Below are 17,009 nucleotides of genomic sequence, written 5' to 3'. Positions count from 1 at the left end.
GGTGTTCTGACGCGATCGCCTTTCAGACGACTGTATTGGACCTTCGATGAGTTCTCCCAAATCGCCATTCGGCCATAGCGGCGCGCGGGAAGTGCGCGACATCCGCACGAAATCGAACCACCTGATCCTCATGGTCTTCGTGTTTTCGGCCGTCGTGAACGCGCTGATGCTGACCGGCCCGATCTACATGTTGCAGGTCTACGACCGTGTCCTCGGCTCCCGGTCGGAGGAGACGCTGATCGCGCTGTCGGTCCTCGTGACCTTCCTCTTCCTGATGATGGGCGTGCTCGACTACGTGCGCGGCCGGGTGATGGCGCGGGTGGGCGCGCGCTTCCAGTCGGACCTCGACGGGAGAGTGTTTTCGGCGCATCTGCGGCAGGCGGCCGCGACACCGGGCGGCGCGGGCGGGCGCAACCCCCTGCGCGACCTGGAAGCCGTGCAGCGGCTTCTGTCGTCTCCCGTCTTCCTCGCGTTGATGGACGTGCCGTGGACGCCGCTATTCGTGGCGGCGATCTTCATCCTGCATCCCTTCCTCGGCTACCTCGCGATCGGCGGTGGCTCGGTGCTCGTCCTCCTCGCCATCATCAACCAGGTCTCGGTGCGGGTGCCGATGGCCGAGAACAGCCGGGCCGCCGCGCGGGCGGAAGTGACCGCGCAGCAACTCGCCTCCGAGGCGGAGCTCGTGCAGTCGCTCGGGATGCGCGGCGCGGCCTTCGCGCGCTGGATGAAGGCCCGGGGCGTCTCTCTGGCGCAGGCGGTGACGTTCTCGGACAAGTCGGGCTTCTTCACCGTGACGACGAAGACCCTGCGTCTCTTCCTTCAATCGGCGATGCTGGGCCTCGGGGCCTATCTCGTGCTTCAGAACGAGCTGACCGCGGGGGCCATGATCGCGGGGTCGATCCTGCTTGGCCGGGCGCTCGCGCCGATCGAGATGATGATCGGACAGTGGCAGCTGGTCGACGCCGCGCGCAAGGGACGCGAGACCGTGATCGACCTTCTGGACAAGATCCCGCCCGAGGGGCAGCGCACGCCCCTGCCCCGTCCGCGCGCCCTTCTGGTGGGCGAGAACGTGACCATCATACCGCCGGGCGCCACTCAGGCATCGCTGCGCGCCGTGTCCTTCGTTCTGCAGCCGGGTCAGGCAATGGGGGTGATCGGGCCGTCGGGCGCGGGCAAGACCTCGCTCGCCAAGGCGATCACCGGGGCCTGGGTGCCGGCGGGCGGCAAGATGCGGCTCGATAACGCGACGCTCGACCAATACGACCCCGACGTTCTCGGCAGCTACATCGGCTATCTGCCGCAGTCGGTGACGCTCTTCGACGGAACGATCGCCGAGAACATCGCCCGCCTGCAGCCCGACGCCGACCCCGCGCAGATCGTCGAGGCCGCGCGCAAGGCGGCGGCGCATGAGATGATCCTCGAACAGCCCGCAGGCTACGACACGCCGGTCTCGACGGTGGGCGGCCGGCTCTCGGGCGGGCAGATCCAGCGGATCGGCCTCGCGCGTGCGATGTTCGGCGATCCGCTCGTACTCGTTCTGGACGAACCGAACTCGAACCTCGACAACGAGGGATCGATCGCGCTCAATCAGGCGATCAAGGGGATGAAGGCGGAAGGCAAGTCGGTGATCATCATCGCGCACCGGCCCTCGGCCATCCAGGAATGCGAGATGCTGCTGATGCTCAAGGACGGGGTCCGGCAGGCCTTCGGACCGCGCGAGGAGGTGCTGCAGGCCATGGTGCGCAACCACGCGGAAATCAGCGGGTCGGGCCCGGCCCGGCCGGGAGGCGTGACATGAGCAAACTTCCCGCCGCCCCCGCGTCGACCACGCCCGGCCCCGTCGTGTCGAACCCGGCACCGCCCAAGACGTCGGCCTGGTCGGTGCGCCGACCGATGGGCCTCGGCCTCCTCGGGCTTCTGATCCTGTTCGGGGGCTTCGGCACCTGGGCGGTCACGGCCAATATCTCGGGCGCGATCATCTCGACGGGACGCGTCGCGGTCGAGAGCAACCGGCAGGTCGTGCAGCACCCCGACGGCGGAGTGGTCACCGAGATCCTCGTGCGCGAGGGCGACCGTGTGGACGCGGGCGACGTGCTGATCCGGCTCGACCCGATCTCGCTGCGCTCGCAGTCCGACATCCTGCGCGATCAGCTCTACGAGATCGGTGCCCGCGCCGCCCGCCTCGCCGCCGAACGCGACGACGAGGACACGCTCGACTTTCCCCCCGAGCTTCTGGCCGAGGCGGCGCGCGCGCCCTCGGTCGCCGAGATGGTGCAGGGCCAGCAGAACCTCTTCGAGGCGCGCCGCGCGTCGAGTGCGCGCGAGGTCGAGCAGCTGGAGCGCCGCAAGGACCAGATCGCATCGCAGGTCACCGGGATCGGCGCGCAATCCGAGGCGCTGGAGCTGCAGCTGGGGTTCATCCGCGAGGAACTCGACGCGCAGCGGAGCCTGCTCGACCGCGGGCTGGCGCAGGCCCCGCGCGTCCTGGCCCTGCAACGGGAGGAGGCCGCGCTGCTGGGGCGGGTCGGCGAGTTCGAGGCCTCGGTGGCCGAACTCGAGGGCCGCGCGACGGAGATCGAGTTGGAGATTCTGAAACTCGGCACGCAAATGCGCGAGACCGCGATCACCGAGCTGCGCGACCTGTCGTTCCGGCAGATCGAACTGGCCGAACAGTACCGCGCGATCCGCGAGCAGATGTCGCGCCTCGACGTGACGGCTCCGGTGGATGGCGTCGTCTACGACATGCAGGTCTTCGCCGAACGTTCCGTGATCCGGCCGGCCGATCCGGTGCTCTTCCTCGTGCCGCAGGACCGGCCGCTCGTGATCCAGACGCAGGTCGATCCGATCCACATCGACCAGGTCTATCCCGGGCAGCCCGTGACGCTGCGACTGCCGACCTTCGACGCGCGCACCACGCCCGAACTCTTCGGCGAGATCATCCGCGTCTCTCCCGACGCCTTCACCGACGAAGGAACGGGCACGACCTACTATCAGGCCGAGGTCTTGCCGAACGAGGGCGAGGTGGATCGTCTGGGCGATCAGCCGCTCCTGCCGGGGATGCCGGTGGAGGCCTACCTGCGCACCGAGGACCGGACGCCGCTCGGCTATCTGGTGAAGCCGCTGACGGATTACTTCAACCGCGCGCTGCGCGAAGGGTAGGATCGCAACTGCGCGGTTGCGCATCGGCGTATGGGCATCGGGGTTCTTTTCATCCTCGGCGGGGCGTGCCAGCTTCGCCGGGATCAGACCGGAGGAGCCCCATGTCCATCACCGATCGCCTGGCCGAGCTCGGCGTCACCCTGCCCGACGCCCCCGCCCCGGCCGCGAACTACGTGCCCGCGGTGCGCTCGGGCGACCTTCTGTTCGTGTCGGGGCAGATTTCCAGCGGGCCGGACGGCCTCATCACCGGGCGGCTCGGCGACGACATGGACGTCGAAGCGGGGGCCGCGGCGGCGCGGGCCTGCGCGATCAGCCTGCTGGCGCAGGTCAAGGCCGCGACCGGCGACATCGAGGCGCTGGAGCAGGTCGTCAAGCTGACCGGTTTCGTGAACTGCACGCCCGACTTCGGCGATCAGCCCAAGGTCATCAACGGAGCCTCGGACTTCCTCGTCGAAGCCCTGGGCGACCGGGGGCGGCATTCGCGCTCGGCCGTGGGCGCGATCCTGCCCTTCGGCGTGGCGGTCGAGATCGAGGGAATCTTCCGCGTCCGATGATGGGCCCGGCACTTCCCCCCGCCTTCCTGAAGGGACACATCGCGCATCGCGGCCTGCACGGACCGGGCGTGCCCGAGAACTCGCTCGCGGCCTATGCGGCGGCGGTCGAGATCGGTGTGGGCATCGAACTCGATATCCAGCCGTCCGCCGACGGCGCGGCGATGACGTTTCACGACGATGTCCTCGACCGGCTGACGGGCGAGGCGGGGCCGGTGGCCGAACGGGACGCGAAGGCATTGGCGGGCATCGCGCTCACAGGCGGGACGGGGGGCATCCCGCGCCTCGGGGAGGCGCTCGACCTCGTCGCCGGGCGCGTACCGCTCCTGATCGAGGTGAAGGATCAGGACGGCGCGATGGGCCCGAACGTCGGCCCACTCGAAGATGCCGTGATCGCGGCGCTCGACGGTTATGCGGGCGATGTGGCGGTGATGTCGTTCAACCCCCATTCCGTCGCCTGCTTCCGTGACCGCGCGCCGCATCTGCCCCGCGGCCTCGTGACGGCGCGCTTCGACGCCAAGCACTGGCCCGGCCTGCCGGAAGCAACGCGCGCAAGGCTGCGCGGCATCCCCGACTTCGAGCCCCTCGGGTGCAGCTTCATCAGCCATCAGGGCAACGCCCTCGACATGGCCCGGGTGCTGGAACTGAAGGCCGCGGGAGCCGCAATCCTGTGCTGGACGATCCGGACCAGGGAGCAGGAGCGGATCGTGCGGCAAATCGCGGATGCGGTGACCTTCGAAAGCTACTTGCCCTGACGCCGCCGGGCCCCAACTGACCCCCATGACCGCGACCGAGATCGAACTGCACGTCCTGCCCAGCCTGTCGGAGATCGACCCCGCCGTCTGGGACGCCTGCGCCTGCCCGGAGGCGGAAGACGGCGGGCCGCCGAACGACCCCTTCACCACCCATCGCTTCCTCTCGGCGCTCGAACGCTCGGGCAGCGTCGGACCGGGAACCGGGTGGCATCCCCAGTATCTGACGGCGCGCGCGGGCGGCGAGGTGATCGCCTGCGCGCCGCTCTACGCCAAGGGGCACAGTCAGGGCGAATACATCTTCGATCACAACTGGGCCCATGCCTACGAGCGCGCAGGCGGCGACTACTACCCGAAGCTGCAGCTCGCGGTGCCCTTCACGCCGGCCACGGGACGGCGCTTCCTGCTCCGGCCCGGGCATGAAGAACTTGGATTCCAGGCGCTGGTGCAGGGTGCGGTTCAGCTGACCGAGCGAAACGGCCTGTCGTCGCTGCATGTCACCTTCTGCACGGGGGACGAGCGCGGGGCCGGCGTGGAGCTTGGCCTCATGGAACGGTCAAGCCAGCAATATCACTGGTTCAACGACGGCTACGGCAGTTTCGACGACTTCCTCTCCGCCCTGTCCTCGCGCAAGCGCAAGGTCATCCGGCGGGAGCGCAGGGTCGCGCAGGACTTCGGCGGGACGATCCGCGCCTATACGGGCGACGATCTGCGCCCCGACCACTGGGAGGCCTTCTGGCGCTTCTATCAGGACACGGGCGCGCGCAAGTGGGGCAGCCCCTACCTGACCCGCGACTTCTTCGATCTGGTGCAGGCGGAGATGCGCGACGACGTGCTTCTCGTGCTGGCCGAACGCGACGGGGTGCCGGTGGCGGGCGCGCTCAACTTCATCGGGCGCGACGTGCTCTACGGGCGCTACTGGGGCGCGGTGGAGCATCACCCGATGCTGCATTTCGAGCTTTGCTACTATCAGGCGATCGACCACGCCATCGCGCGCGGCCAAAGCCGGGTCGAGGCGGGCGCGCAGGGTGACCACAAGCTGGCGCGCGGCTACCTGCCGGTCACCTGCCACAGCCTCCACCACGTCCCGAACGAGGGGTTCCGGCGGGCGATCGCGCAGTTCCTCGAGGCCGAAGCCCGTGCGGTGGAGGAGGACATCGAAGTTCTCACGGCCTACGGTCCGTTCAGAAACACGCAGATGGAGGAACAGGAATGACCGAAATCCCCGACGGCTGGGCCCGACACGGCGAGCAAATCCGCCGCAGCTTCGAATTCGCGAACTTTTCCGAAGCCTGGGCGTTCATGTCCCGGGTCGCGCTTCTGGCGGAAGCTGCGGACCATCATCCCGACTGGCGCAATGTCTGGAACCTTGTGGAAATCACCCTGACGACGCATGACGCCGAGGGGCTGACGCCGAAGGATCTGGCGCTGGCACAGAAGATCAACGATGTGATGTGAAAGAGTAATGGACTGGATCAACGAACTGCTCTCCACCGAGGTCTATGCGGGACGCTCGGTCGGGGATTTCATCTCGCTCGAATTCCTGGTGGGAATTTTCGGCAACCTTCTCTCGGCGATCCTCGTCCTCTTCGTGGGTTTCGTCATCGCGGGCTGGGTCTCCCGGCGCATCCGGGGCCTTGCCGAACGGCACAAGCGCCTCGACGAGACGCTCTTCGACTTTTTGTCGAACATCGTGCGCTACGTCATCATCGGCCTGTCGTTCCTGATCGTGCTCAACACCTTCGGGATCCAGACGACCTCGCTCGTCGCCGTCATCGGTGCCGCCGGTCTGGCCGTCGGCCTCGCGCTTCAGGGCACGCTCTCGAACGTCGCCGCGGGCGTGATGCTGATCTTCTTCCGGCCGATCAAGCTGGGCGATTTCGTCACCATCAACGGCGAGAGCGGGACGGTGAAGGCGATCAACCTCAACTACACCGAGCTTGCGTCGATCGGGAACGTGCAGATCATCATCCCCAATTCCGAGGTCTGGGGGAACACGATCACCAACTACTCGGCCTATGACACGCGGCAGGCGGAGTGGGTGTTCGGCGTCGGATACTCCGCCGATCTCGACACGGTCGAGCGGGTGATCCGCGAGACGATCACGAGCGACGCACGCTTCCTGTCCGAGCCCGAGCCGACGATCAAGGTGACCGAGCTCGGGGCTTCCAGCGTGGACTTCCTCGTGCGCGCCTGGGTGCCGCGGGCGGAGTTCTTCGGCTACTGGAAGGACATGAACCGCGAGGTGAAACTCGCCCTTGACCGCGCGGGCGTGGAAATCCCCTTCCCGAACCGCACGGTGCACCTTGTGAAGGACGAGTAGGCCGGGACGGTGTCATACCCGGGCCTGACCCGGGTCTCTTCTCAGAAATGCAGGAGATCCTCGGGTCGAGCCCGAGGATGACGAGCACTGGAACCGGCCCGTTCGCTCCGCCGTCATGGTCGGGCTTGACCCGACCATCTCCCGGGCGCGCTGTAAACGGGGCGCGATCGCCGCTAAACGCCGCCCGCTCGCTGAACCATACCGAACAGATCCCGCGGATCGTCGGGATCGGCCAGCATGTCGAGGTCGGTGAAGAACCCCGTCTCCCGCGCCGCCGCGTGGATGTGGCAAAGCGCGCTGAAGTCCTCGGTCGCGAAGCCCACGCTGTCGAAGAGCGTGATCTGGTTTTCCGAGCGTCGCCCCGGCTCCTGCCCGGAGAAGACGCGCCAGAGCTCGGTCACCGGATGGTCGGGGTCGAGCTGCTGGATCTCGCCCTCCACCCGCGTCTGCGGGGGGTATTCCACGAAGATGTCGGAACGCAGGAGGATGTCGCTGTGTAGCTCCGTTTTGCCCGGGCAGTCGCCGCCGATCGCGTTCAGGTGCACGCCCGCGCCGACCATGTTGTCGGTCAGGATCGTCGCCATCTGCTTGTCGGCGGTGCAGGTCGTGATGATCTGCGCGCCCGCGATGGCCTCCTCGGCGGTGGCACATGGCACGATACGCAGGCCTGTGCCGGCGAGATTGCGCGCGGCCTTCTCCGTTGCCGTCCTGTCGATATCGTAGAGGCGGACCTCCTCGATGCCGAGCAGGTGGTGGAACGCGAGGCTCTGGAATTCGCATTGCGCGCCGCTGCCGATCACGGCCATGACCCGCGCGTCCTTCGGGGCGAGATACTTCGCCGCCGTCACCGACATGGCCGCCGTGCGCAGCGCCGTCAGGATCGTCATCTCCGAGACGAGGATCGGATAGCCCGTCGCCACGTCGGCCAGCACGCCGAAGGCTACGACCGTCTGCTGCCCCGTGCGCACGTTCTTCGGGTGACAGTTGACGAACTTGAAGCCGTAGCGGTCGCCGTCGGACGTCGGCATGAGCTCGATCACGCCGTCGGGCGAATGGGCCGGGATGCGGGGCGTCTTGTCGAAGCTCTCCCATCGCAGGAAGTCGGCCTCGATGCGGTCGGCGATGGCGGCGATGGTCTCGGCCACGCCCGCGCGATTGACGATCCGCATCATGTCGTCGACCGACACGAACGGCACCATGGCCATGCGAGAGGGGGCAAGGGTGCCCGAAGTCTGAGTCATGTCGTTCATGTCCAGCGGCTCCGTGTGGGGCGGTCGAGCACGGCCTTCCCGAAGAGGGAGGCGACGAAATCCACCATCAGGCGGGCCGTCTTGCCGCGATCGTCCATGAAGGGGTTCAGCTCGGCGATGTCGAGCGAGGTCACGAGGCCCGAATCGTGCAGGTATTCCATGACCAGATGCGCCTCCCGGAAGGTCGCGCCGCCGGGCACGGTGGTTCCCACGGCGGGGGCGATGTCGGGCTCCAGGAAGTCGACGTCGAAACTGACGTGGAGGTCACCACCCGCCGCTTCGACCTTCTGCAGGAAGGTGCGCAGGGGGGCTGCGATCCCGTGTTCGTCAATGGCGCGCATGTCGGCCACCTGGATGTCGGTGCGCGCGAGCGCCGCCTTCTCGGCCGGATCGACCGAGCGCAGGCCGATCATGCAGATGTTCGCCGGATCGACCTTCGCAGGCAGCTCCGGGAACTGCGGCGTGAACTCCGAGAGACCGGTGAAATAGGCCACGGGCGTGCCGTGGAGGTTGCCCGTCTCCGTGGTCTCGAAGTCATGGATGTCGCTGTGCGCGTCGAGCCAGAGCACGAAGAGCGGGCGGCCCGCGCTCTGGGCGCGCTTCGCCATGGCGGGCACGGTGCCTGCCGCCATGAGGTGATCGCCGCCCATGAAGATCGGCGTGGTCTCGGGGCCGAGATCGCCCGCGGCCTGCAACGCGCGCACCCAGCCCGCGCAGAGGTCGAGATCGCGGATCGCCGGGTTCGCCGGCGCGGGCACGGTGACGGCCTCGGGCGTGACGTCGCCCGCATCGACGACGGTATGACCGAGGTCCGCGAGCGCCCTGTCGAGCCCGGCGGTGCGGAGCGCGTCGGGACCCATCAGGCAACCGCGACGCCAGGCCCCGGTCTGAACCGGCGCGCCGATGAGGGTGATCTGTCGGGTCATGGAGCCTCCGTTTTCGATTGCAGGTAGAAGATCATTCTCGCCCCGGCGCGAGAAGATGGCTAAGTGATCGAAACGGGCGATTGATCGCCCGTTTTGGGCAAAAAGGGTGAGCAATATGGACCATACGGATCACCGCCTGCTGGCGCTGCTGTCGCGCGACGGACGGGCCAGCGTCTCGACCCTGGCCGCGACCCTCGGGGTGACGCGGGCCACCGTGCGCGCCCGCATGACGCGGCTGCGCGAGGCGGGGGAACTGCTGGGCTTTCGCGCCGTGCTGAAGTCCGACCTGGCCGACCGGCCCGTGCGCGGCATCATCCTGATCGAGATCGAGGGCACCGGGGCCGACCGCGTCCTGCGCACGATCGCCAAGATGCCCGAGGTGGAGGCCGTCCATTCGACCCATGGTCGCTGGGATCTCGTGGCCGAACTCGGAGCGGACACGCTCGAGACGCTCGACGTGACGCTCAACCGGATCCGCCGGATCGACGGCATCTCGCGCTCGGAGACGAACCTCTATCTCTCGACCCGCCGCGGCTGACCCTTCTTCGCTTCGAAAATACTCCGCGGGGGTCCGGGGGCGCGACGCCCCCGGCGGCTTCGGATCAGAGCTCCGCCAGGAGCGACTCACCGGCCGAGGTCTCGCAGACGCCCGGGCTCTCCTCGACGTGCAGCGCCTTGACGGTGCCGTCCTCCACAAGCATCGCATAGCGTTTCGACCGCCCGATGAGGCCCGCGGGCGGCGCGGTGAAATCCATGCCGATGGCCTTGGTGAAGGATCCGTCCGCATCGGCCAGCATGTGAAGCCCCGCCTCGGCCGCGCCCGTCGCCTCGCCCCAGGCCTTCATCACGAAGGGGTCGTTGACCGAGACGCAGACGATCGTATCCACGCCCTTCGCCGCGAAGTCGCCCTTGGTGCGGATGAAGCTCGGCACGTGGGCCGAGGAACAGGTGGGCGTATAGGCCCCTGGCACGGCGAAGAGCGCGATGGTCTTGCCGGCCCCGATCTCCTTCAGGGAAACCGTCTCGGGGCCCTCGGCCCCCAGGCGGATCAGGTCGGCATCGGGCAGGGTGTCACCGGTGGAAAGGGCCATGTCGCGTCCTCGCGTTTGAAGTTCAACGCGCAGAGATATAGCTCTGCGGCGAACACGCTACCAGTGAGGACCGCAATGGATCACATCGCCGTCATCGGGGCCGGGCAGGCCGGGGCCACGCTGGTCGAGACGCTGCGCAAGCAGGGGTATGCCGGCCGGTTGACGCTCTGGGGCGCGGAGGACGCGCTCCCCTATCAGCGCCCGCCGCTCTCCAAAGCCTATCTCTTGGGCGAGATGGAGCGCGAGCGACTGCAGCTGCGGCCCCGATCCTTCTATGACACGCAGAATGTGGAGCTGCGTCTCGGCACGCGGATCGACGCGCTCGACCCGGCCGCGATGACGCTCACGCACGCGGATGGCACGGAAGTCTTCGACGCCGCCGTCCTCGCGACCGGTTCCACCCCGAACACCCTGCCCGACCGCTGCACCGGCGGGCTGCCCGGCACCCACGTGATCCGGACCCTTGCCGACATCGACCGGTTGCGGCCCGAGATGGTGGCCGGCAAGCGGATGCTCGTGGTCGGTGGCGGCTACATCGGGCTCGAGGCGGCCGCGGTTGCCCGCAAGATCGGGCTCGAGGTTGTGCTGGTGGAACTGAACGTCCGCCTGCTGGGCCGGGTCGCCTGCAAGCCGACGGCCGACTGGTTCCGTGCGCTGCACCGTGAGCACGGCGTCGATATCCGCGAGGGCGTCGGGCTCGACACGCTGCTGGGCGATGGCCGGATCGAGGGCGCGCGGCTGACCGACGGCACGGAGCTGCCGGTCGACCTCGTGATCGCCGGGATCGGCGCGCGGCCCGAGACCACGCTGGCCGACGCCGCGGGCCTGACGATCGACGACGGCATCGCGGTCGACGCGCGGGGCCGCACCTCCGCGCCCGGCATCTGGGCCGCCGGAGACTGCGCCTCATTCCCGGTGGGCGACGCGCGCGCGCGGCTCGAGTCGGTGCCGAACGCGATCGACATGGCCGAGGTCGTCGCCCGCAACCTTATGGGCGCGGAGGAGGACTACGTGCCGCGGCCCTGGTTCTGGTCCGACCAATACGACGTGAAGCTTCAGATCGCTGGGCTGAACGCAGGCTTCGACGATATCGTCGTGCGCGACGGCGACGGCCGCTCGCACTGGTACTTCGCGGGCGACAGGCTCCTGGCGGTCGACGCGATGAACGACGCGCGGGCCTACATGGTGGGCAAGCGGCTCATCGAGGCCCGCCGTTCGCCCGACAAGGCGGCGGTGGCGGATGGCACCGCCCCGGTCAAGAGCCTGATGTGAGCCACGCTCGGTGAGGATCGTCGGGGGTATCTGGCGCGGGCGGCGGCTGGCGGCCCTCGGCAAGGGCGATGCGGGCGCGCACCTGCGCCCTACGACCGATCGGGTGCGCGAAAGCATCTTCAACCTCCTGACGAACGGCGGCTACGCGGATGACCTCGACGGGGCGCGCGTCCTCGACGTCTTCGCGGGCACCGGCGCGCTCGGGCTGGAGGCGCTGAGCCGTGGAGCCGCCGCGGCCACCTTCATCGAGCAGGGGCGCAAGTCGCTCGCGCTCCTGCGCGAGAACATCGACCTTCTGGGCGCGGAGGCTCGCATCCTTGCCCGCGACGCCCGCCGAGCCGGCCCGGGCACGGCACACGATCTGGTTTTCCTCGACCCACCCTATGGCAAGGGTCTCGGCGAAGCGGCCATCGCAGCCCTGCAGGCGAACGGCTGGATCGCGCCGGATGCGCTTCTCGTCTGGGAAGAGAGCAGCCCGCCCCGGCTCGACGGGCTGACGCTCGAGGATCAGCGGCGCTACGGCGACACGCTCGTCACCCTGGCCCGCGCATGAAACGGGGCGACCGCGGCCGCCCCATCTTCCTGCCGGCAATACTCCGGGGAGCGCGAGGGGCTGGCCCCTCGCCTCACTCCCGCGCCATCGCGGCGCGAACGTCTGCCACGAGGCCCGCGCCGTCGAAACCGCGCTCCGTCATCTCGACGATCCAGGCTTCGGTGACCTCGGCTCCGAGCGCCTCGATCTCGGCGGTGACCTCGGCCGAGAGCGTGGTGATCGGATTGTCCGTCGTCTCGCCCACCTGCGCCTCGGCCTCGTCGTCGCCCCGGTCGTGCGCGCGTCCGATCCATTCGGCGGCCATGGCCCCGGAGTTGGCGTCGATCACCGCCTTCAGATCGTCGGGCAGGCCCTCGTAGACGTCCTTGTTTATCGCCCAAAGGAAATAGAGATTGTAGAGCGAATTGTCGCCCGCGACGTCCGTGTGCGTCCCGGTCAGCTCGTCGAGTTTAAGCGGCGGCACCTGCTCCCACGGGACGACGCCGCCTTCGATGACCCCCTTGGCCAGCGACTCCGGGAAGGCCGGCAGGGGCATGCCCACGGGGTTCGCGCCGAGTTTCTCGAGAAGGAGCGTCGCCGGGCGCGACGGGCCGCGTAGATTGAGCCCCTCGAAATCGGCGAGCGTCTCGATCGGGTCACCCGTCTTGTGGATGATCCCGCGCCCGTGCAGGTGTGCGGCGATGACATGCACGTCCTCGAAGTCGTCGAGGAGATGCTTTTCGGTGAATTCCCATGCCCCGACCGAGGAAACGGCAGCCGACTTCGGCGTCATGAACGGCAGTTCCAGCGCCTCGAGCTCGGGGAAACGGCCGGGCTGATAACCGGGAATGACCCAGCCGCCGTCGATGGCCCCGTCGGCGATCAGGTCGTACTGGTTCACCGGCGAGCCGCCGAGCTGCATGAAGGGGTAGAGCTCCACCTTGATGCGGCCGTTCGACTGCTCCTCGATGGCCTCGGCCCAGGGCTGCATGAAGTACTTCGGATTGGCCGAATTCGGGTTCACGAAGTGCTGGAACCGCAGCGTGACCTCCTGCGCGGCGGCGGGGGCCGCGAGAACCAGAGTGACGGAAAGAGTGCGAAGGATGGACATAACAAGTCCCCCAGATATTGCGTCAGGGTTGCTTACCTACCACCACGGAAGCCCCCTGCCAAGCGAATAATTGAGAATGACTCGCAAATTTCGCCGTTTGGGCGAGCGATCTCTATGTAATTTTATACCTCCCAAACCCAGAGAGTGAATCTATATTCAATTCAAAATGTTATTAGGTCTTCGCAATGTCTGTTCCGTCCGCCCTCTACATGCATGATGAAGCAGCCGCGTTCGCGCACATCGAAGATATGCTTTGGACGGATTGTCCGGTCTGCCCGCATTGTGGTGTCGTGGATCGCGCTTACCGCCTGGAGTTGGAGTTCCCCCTCGACGGTACGTCTCATAGGCGCGTTGCGTGCTGTGTAGCCTTGGGAAGAATGGGTTCTGACGGGCTGTCGTCGCGTCGGTCAGTCAGCGTGAATTTTGCCAATAGCAGACCCGCGCCGGCACCCTGCGCATCATCGTGCTTCGTGAGGCGTTACCAAAAATCAAGGATATGTTGGGTGGCAGTAAACCCGCAAATTCCAACGCCCGCCGACTGTCCAGTTTTCTGGGACCACTTCATGGAGTTGGTTGCGGGAGTAGGATTTGAACCTACGACCTTCAGGTTATGAGCCTGACGAGCTACCGAGCTGCTCCATCCCGCGACACTTTTTGCGCTACCGCCCGGAGGGGCTGCTTGAGCGCTGTGTTTTGCGCTCCCGCCCGGAGGGTGGTTTGAGCGCGGTGTCTTGTCATCGTTTTTCGAGAGATATCGGGTGTGTTTGTTAGGTTTGGCGGTGACCTACTCTCCCACGCCTTAAGACGCAGTACCATCGGCGCTACAGCACTTAACGGCCGGGTTCGGGATGGGACCGGGTGTTTTGCTTGCGCTATGACCACCAAACCGAACAAACACACCCACCGGCCTCGCAAAGCGAGGTCCGGAGTGGGATGAGCGTCCTTCGAAGAAGGGCGCGGTCCCACCCGCTGGCCGCTTTACGCGCCGGGATGTCACATCGGTTTCCAAGCCAAGCATCTGAGTGTGGTGTGTATGCTCTTGATCTTGCATGGCGTGCGCCTCGCGGGCACGCCGGAGCCAGTCTGCTACTGGATCAAATCAAGCCTATCGGACAATTAGTACCGGTCAACTGAACGCATTGCTGCGCTTACATCTCCGGCCTATCGACGTGGTGGTCTGCCACGGTCCTCAGGGATACCTTGTTTTGAGGGGGGCTTCCCGCTTAGATGCCTTCAGCGGTTATCCTGTCCGATCATAGCTACCCAGCATTGCCATTGGCATGACAACTGGTCCACCAGTGGATCGTTCACCCCGGTCCTCTCGTACTAGGGGCAACTCCTCTCAAGTATCCTACACCCACGGAAGATAGGGACCGAACTGTCTCACGACGTTCTAAACCCAGCTCACGTACCTCTTTAAACGGCGAACAGCCGTACCCTTGGGACCTGCTCCAGCCCCAGGATGAGATGAGCCGACATCGAGGTGCCAAACGATGCCGTCGATATGGACTCTTGGGCATCATCAGCCTGTTATCCCCGGCGTACCTTTTATCCGTTGAGCGATGGCCCTCCCACTTGGGACCACCGGATCACTATGGCCGTCTTTCGACTCTGCTCGACTTGTCAGTCTCGCAGTCAGGCTGGCTTCTGCCATTGCACTCAACGAGCGATGTCCGACCGCTCTGAGCCAACCTTCGCGCGCCTCCGTTACTCTTTAGGAGGCGACCGCCCCAGTCAAACTACCCGCCACAGAGGGTCCCGGATCCGGATGACGGACCGCGGTTAGATATCAAGCGAGGCAAGGGTGGTATCTCAAGGAAGGCTCCACGCAAACTGGCGTTCACGCTTCGAAGCCTACCACCTATCCTGCACATGCCTGGCCTGATACCAGTCTGAAGCTGTAGTAAAGGTGCACGGGGTCTTTCCGTCTAACCGCGGGTAACCTGCATCTTGACAGGTAATTCAATTTCGCTGAGTCGATGTTGGAGACAGCGGGGAAGTCGTTACGCCATTCGTGCAGGTCGGAACTTACCCGACAAGGAATTTCGCTACCTTAGGACCGTTATAGTTACGGCCGCCGTTTACCTGGGCTTCAATTCAGAGCTTGCACTCCTCCTTTTAACCTTCAGGCACCGGGCAGGCGTCAGACCCTATACGTCGTCTTGCGACTTCGCAGAGCCCTGTGTTTTTAGTAAACAGTCGCCACCCCCTGGTTTGTGCCCCCAGCCCCTAGTTGCCTAGGAACCGGGCCTCCTTCTCGCGAACTTACGGAGGTATTTTGCCGAGTTCCTTCAACATCGTTCTCTCAAGCGCCTTGGTATTCTCTACCAGTCCACCTGTGTCGGTTTCGGGTACGATCTCATGTGAGGCTATTTCCAGGAACCGCTCAGCTGCCCATCCAATCCGATAAGGATGAACAACACCTGCGATCCGTCACTTCTCACTGGCCCGGGAATATTAACCCGGTTCCCATCGACTACGCCTTTCGGCCTCGCCTTAGGGGTCGGCTTACCCTGCTCAGATTAGCTTTAAGCAGGAACCCTTGGACTTTCGGCGACAGGGTCTCTCACCCTGTTTGTCGCTACTCATGTCATCATTCTCGCTAGTGATCTCTCCACCCGATGGCTCACGCCCGGGCTTCATCGAAAGCTCCACGCTTCCAGGGCACCCCGAGAGGTGCCAAAGAAGCAAAGAGCTATGTCACACTACGCTCCGCTACCATGCACTATGTGCATCCTCGGCTTCGGCTCATGGCTTGAGCCCCGTTACATCTTCGCCGCAGGACAACTTGTTTAGACCAGTGAGCTGTTACGCTATCTTTAAAGGATGGCTGCTTCTAAGCCAACCTCCTGGTTGTTTTGGTCGTCCCACCTGCTTTCCCACTTAGCCATGAATTAGGGGCCTTAGCCGGAGGTCAGGGTTGTTTCCCTCTTCACGACGGACGTTAGCATTCGCCGTGTGTCTGCCATCTAGTACTCCCGGGTATTCGGAGTTTGGTTAGGATCAGTAAGCCTGTGGGGCCCCATTACCCATCCAGTGCTCTACCCCCCGGGGTATTCGGATGACGCTCTACCTAAATAGATTTCGCGGAGAACCAGCTATCTCCGAGTTTGATTGGCCTTTCACCCCTAGGCACAACTCATCCCGACCTTTTTCAACAGGTGTGGGTTCGGTCCTCCAGTTGGTGTTACCCAACCTTCAACCTGGTCATGCCTAGATCACTCGGTTTCGGGTCTGATCCCACGAACTAAAACGCCCTATTAAGACTCGCTTTCGCTGCGCCTACACCTATCGGCTTAAGCTTGCTCGTAAGACCAAGTCGATGACCCATTATACAAAAGGTACGCGGTCAGGCCTCAAGGGCCCTCCCACTGCTTGTAGGCGTCCGGTTTCAGGTACTGTTTCACTCCCCTCGTCGGGGTGCTTTTCACCTTTCCCTCACGGTACTGGTTCGCTATCGGTCAGCAAGGAGTACTTAGCCTTCGAAGGTGGTCCTCCGATCTTCAGACAGGATTTCACGTGTCCCGCCCTACTTAATACGTCCCTCAAAGCTTCTCATACGGGGCTGTCACCCACTCTGGCGGACCTTCCCAGGTCCTTCTGATCACTTATCAGGCTCGGCTGGTCCCCGTTCGCTCGCCGCTACTAGGGGAGTATCAATTGATTTCCTTTCCTCCGGGTACTTAGATGTTTCAGTTCCCCGGGTTTGCTTTCTAAACCCTATGTATTCAGGTCAAGAATACCTGGTTACGCACCCTGATAACGATCGAAGATCATATCAGAACACGTTCAGGTGGGTTGCCCCATTCGGAGATCCCTGGATCAAAGCCTATTCTCGGCTCCCCAGAGCTTATCGCAGAGTATCACGTCCTTCATCGCCTCTTGCTGCCAAGGCATCCACCAAACGCCCTTCTCGCGCTTGATTTGATCCAGAAGAAGACTGGCTCGCGCCGGATCTTCCTCTCAAGGCCTCGCCCCTACCTTGCGGGGCAAGACGGACCAAAAGCATACTTTCCAACTCCACCCCTCCTGGTTCGTGAAG

At 65.1% G+C, this 17,009-nt stretch carries 14 protein-coding genes, 1 tRNA gene, 2 rRNA genes and 1 pseudogene; 11 read left to right on the top strand and 7 right to left on the bottom strand.

Going from position 1 to position 17,009, the window contains the following annotated elements; genetic code table 11:
- The first annotated feature begins 46 nt into the window (after positions 1–46).
- From HSX43_RS14580 to HSX43_RS14550, 7 genes are all read left to right on the top strand, one after another.
- On the top strand, positions 47–1,798 hold the full coding sequence (locus tag HSX43_RS14580) for a type I secretion system permease/ATPase (RefSeq protein WP_179380873.1): 1,752 nt from the start codon (positions 47–49) through the stop codon (positions 1,796–1,798).
- Positions 1,799–1,893: 95 nt separating this feature from the next.
- On the top strand, positions 1,894–3,159 hold the full coding sequence (locus HSX43_RS14575; RefSeq protein WP_235962673.1) for an HlyD family type I secretion periplasmic adaptor subunit: 1,266 nt from the start codon (positions 1,894–1,896) through the stop codon (positions 3,157–3,159).
- Positions 3,160–3,260: 101 nt separating this feature from the next.
- Positions 3,261–3,713, top strand: coding sequence for a RidA family protein (locus HSX43_RS14570; protein WP_179380871.1), 453 nt, complete (start codon positions 3,261–3,263; stop codon positions 3,711–3,713).
- Complete coding sequence (locus HSX43_RS14565; RefSeq protein WP_179380870.1) at positions 3,713–4,465, top strand: glycerophosphodiester phosphodiesterase family protein; 753 nt, start codon at positions 3,713–3,715, stop codon at positions 4,463–4,465. The genes HSX43_RS14570 and HSX43_RS14565 overlap by 1 nt, the downstream gene beginning before the upstream one ends.
- 25 nt (positions 4,466–4,490) lie before the next feature.
- Entirely contained in the window at positions 4,491–5,678 is a 1,188-nt protein-coding gene (locus tag HSX43_RS14560; RefSeq protein WP_179380869.1) for a GNAT family N-acetyltransferase, read from the top strand.
- Positions 5,675–5,920: a 4a-hydroxytetrahydrobiopterin dehydratase gene (locus HSX43_RS14555; protein ID WP_179380868.1), complete on the top strand. Its 246-nt coding sequence runs from the start codon at positions 5,675–5,677 to the stop codon at positions 5,918–5,920. Before HSX43_RS14560 ends, HSX43_RS14555 begins: the two co-directional genes overlap by 4 nt.
- Positions 5,921–5,927: 7 nt before the next feature.
- The gene (locus tag HSX43_RS14550; protein ID WP_179380867.1) at positions 5,928–6,785 is read left to right on the top strand and encodes a mechanosensitive ion channel family protein; all 858 of its coding nucleotides are present in this window, start codon (positions 5,928–5,930) and stop codon (positions 6,783–6,785) included.
- A gap of 173 nt (positions 6,786–6,958) precedes the next feature.
- Here HSX43_RS14550 and HSX43_RS14545 read toward each other — a convergent pair whose 3' ends face one another.
- Positions 6,959–8,035: an ornithine cyclodeaminase gene (locus HSX43_RS14545; RefSeq protein ID WP_328795411.1), complete on the bottom strand. Its 1,077-nt coding sequence runs from the start codon at positions 8,033–8,035 to the stop codon at positions 6,959–6,961.
- Positions 8,032–8,961 carry an arginase gene (rocF, locus tag HSX43_RS14540; protein WP_179380866.1) on the bottom strand — a complete coding sequence of 310 codons (930 nt, stop codon included), beginning with the start codon at positions 8,959–8,961 and terminating at the stop codon, positions 8,032–8,034. The genes HSX43_RS14545 and rocF overlap by 4 nt, the downstream gene beginning before the upstream one ends.
- A 115-nt stretch (positions 8,962–9,076) precedes the next feature.
- Here rocF and HSX43_RS14535 point away from each other — a divergent pair, with 115 nt between their 5' ends.
- Positions 9,077–9,499: an Lrp/AsnC family transcriptional regulator gene (locus tag HSX43_RS14535; RefSeq protein WP_179380865.1), complete on the top strand. Its 423-nt coding sequence runs from the start codon at positions 9,077–9,079 to the stop codon at positions 9,497–9,499.
- Positions 9,500–9,563: 64 nt separating this feature from the next.
- Here HSX43_RS14535 and HSX43_RS14530 read toward each other — a convergent pair whose 3' ends face one another.
- Positions 9,564–10,052, bottom strand: a complete 489-nt coding sequence (locus tag HSX43_RS14530; RefSeq protein WP_179380864.1) for a peroxiredoxin — start codon at positions 10,050–10,052, stop codon at positions 9,564–9,566.
- Positions 10,053–10,127: 75 nt separating this feature from the next.
- On the opposite strand from HSX43_RS14530, the gene HSX43_RS14525 reads away from it, so the two are divergent.
- Together HSX43_RS14525 and rsmD are read left to right on the top strand one after the other, a co-directional pair.
- On the top strand, positions 10,128–11,324 hold the full coding sequence (locus HSX43_RS14525; RefSeq protein ID WP_179380863.1) for an NAD(P)/FAD-dependent oxidoreductase: 1,197 nt from the start codon (positions 10,128–10,130) through the stop codon (positions 11,322–11,324).
- Positions 11,325–11,334: 10 nt separating this feature from the next.
- On the top strand, positions 11,335–11,877 hold the full coding sequence (rsmD, locus tag HSX43_RS14520) for a 16S rRNA (guanine(966)-N(2))-methyltransferase RsmD (protein ID WP_179380862.1): 543 nt from the start codon (positions 11,335–11,337) through the stop codon (positions 11,875–11,877).
- 73 nt (positions 11,878–11,950) lie between these two features.
- Here the strand turns inward: rsmD and HSX43_RS14515 are convergent, their stop codons facing one another.
- A complete protein-coding gene (locus HSX43_RS14515) occupies positions 11,951–12,967 on the bottom strand; it encodes a TRAP transporter substrate-binding protein (RefSeq protein WP_179380861.1) in 1,017 nt (338 codons plus the stop codon).
- A gap of 185 nt (positions 12,968–13,152) precedes the next feature.
- On the opposite strand from HSX43_RS14515, the pseudogene HSX43_RS20070 reads away from it, so the two are divergent.
- Positions 13,153–13,281 (top strand): annotated as a pseudogene (locus HSX43_RS20070) (transposase); the annotation flags it as partial.
- A gap of 256 nt (positions 13,282–13,537) precedes the next feature.
- Here HSX43_RS20070 and HSX43_RS14505 read toward each other — a convergent pair.
- The 3 genes from HSX43_RS14505 to HSX43_RS14495 form a co-directional block, all read right to left on the bottom strand.
- Positions 13,538–13,614, bottom strand: a tRNA-Met gene (locus HSX43_RS14505).
- Between the two features lie 124 nt (positions 13,615–13,738).
- Positions 13,739–13,853 (bottom strand): 5S ribosomal RNA (gene rrf, locus HSX43_RS14500).
- A 209-nt stretch (positions 13,854–14,062) separates the two neighbouring features.
- A 23S ribosomal RNA gene (locus HSX43_RS14495) occupies positions 14,063–16,892 on the bottom strand.
- Positions 16,893–17,009: the final 117 nt, after the last annotated feature.

The sequence above is a fragment of the Jannaschia marina genome (genome assembly GCF_013404595.1).
GTDB lineage: Bacteria > Pseudomonadota > Alphaproteobacteria > Rhodobacterales > Rhodobacteraceae > Jannaschia > Jannaschia marina.
This window is presented reverse-complemented; position numbering and strand designations above follow the sequence as displayed.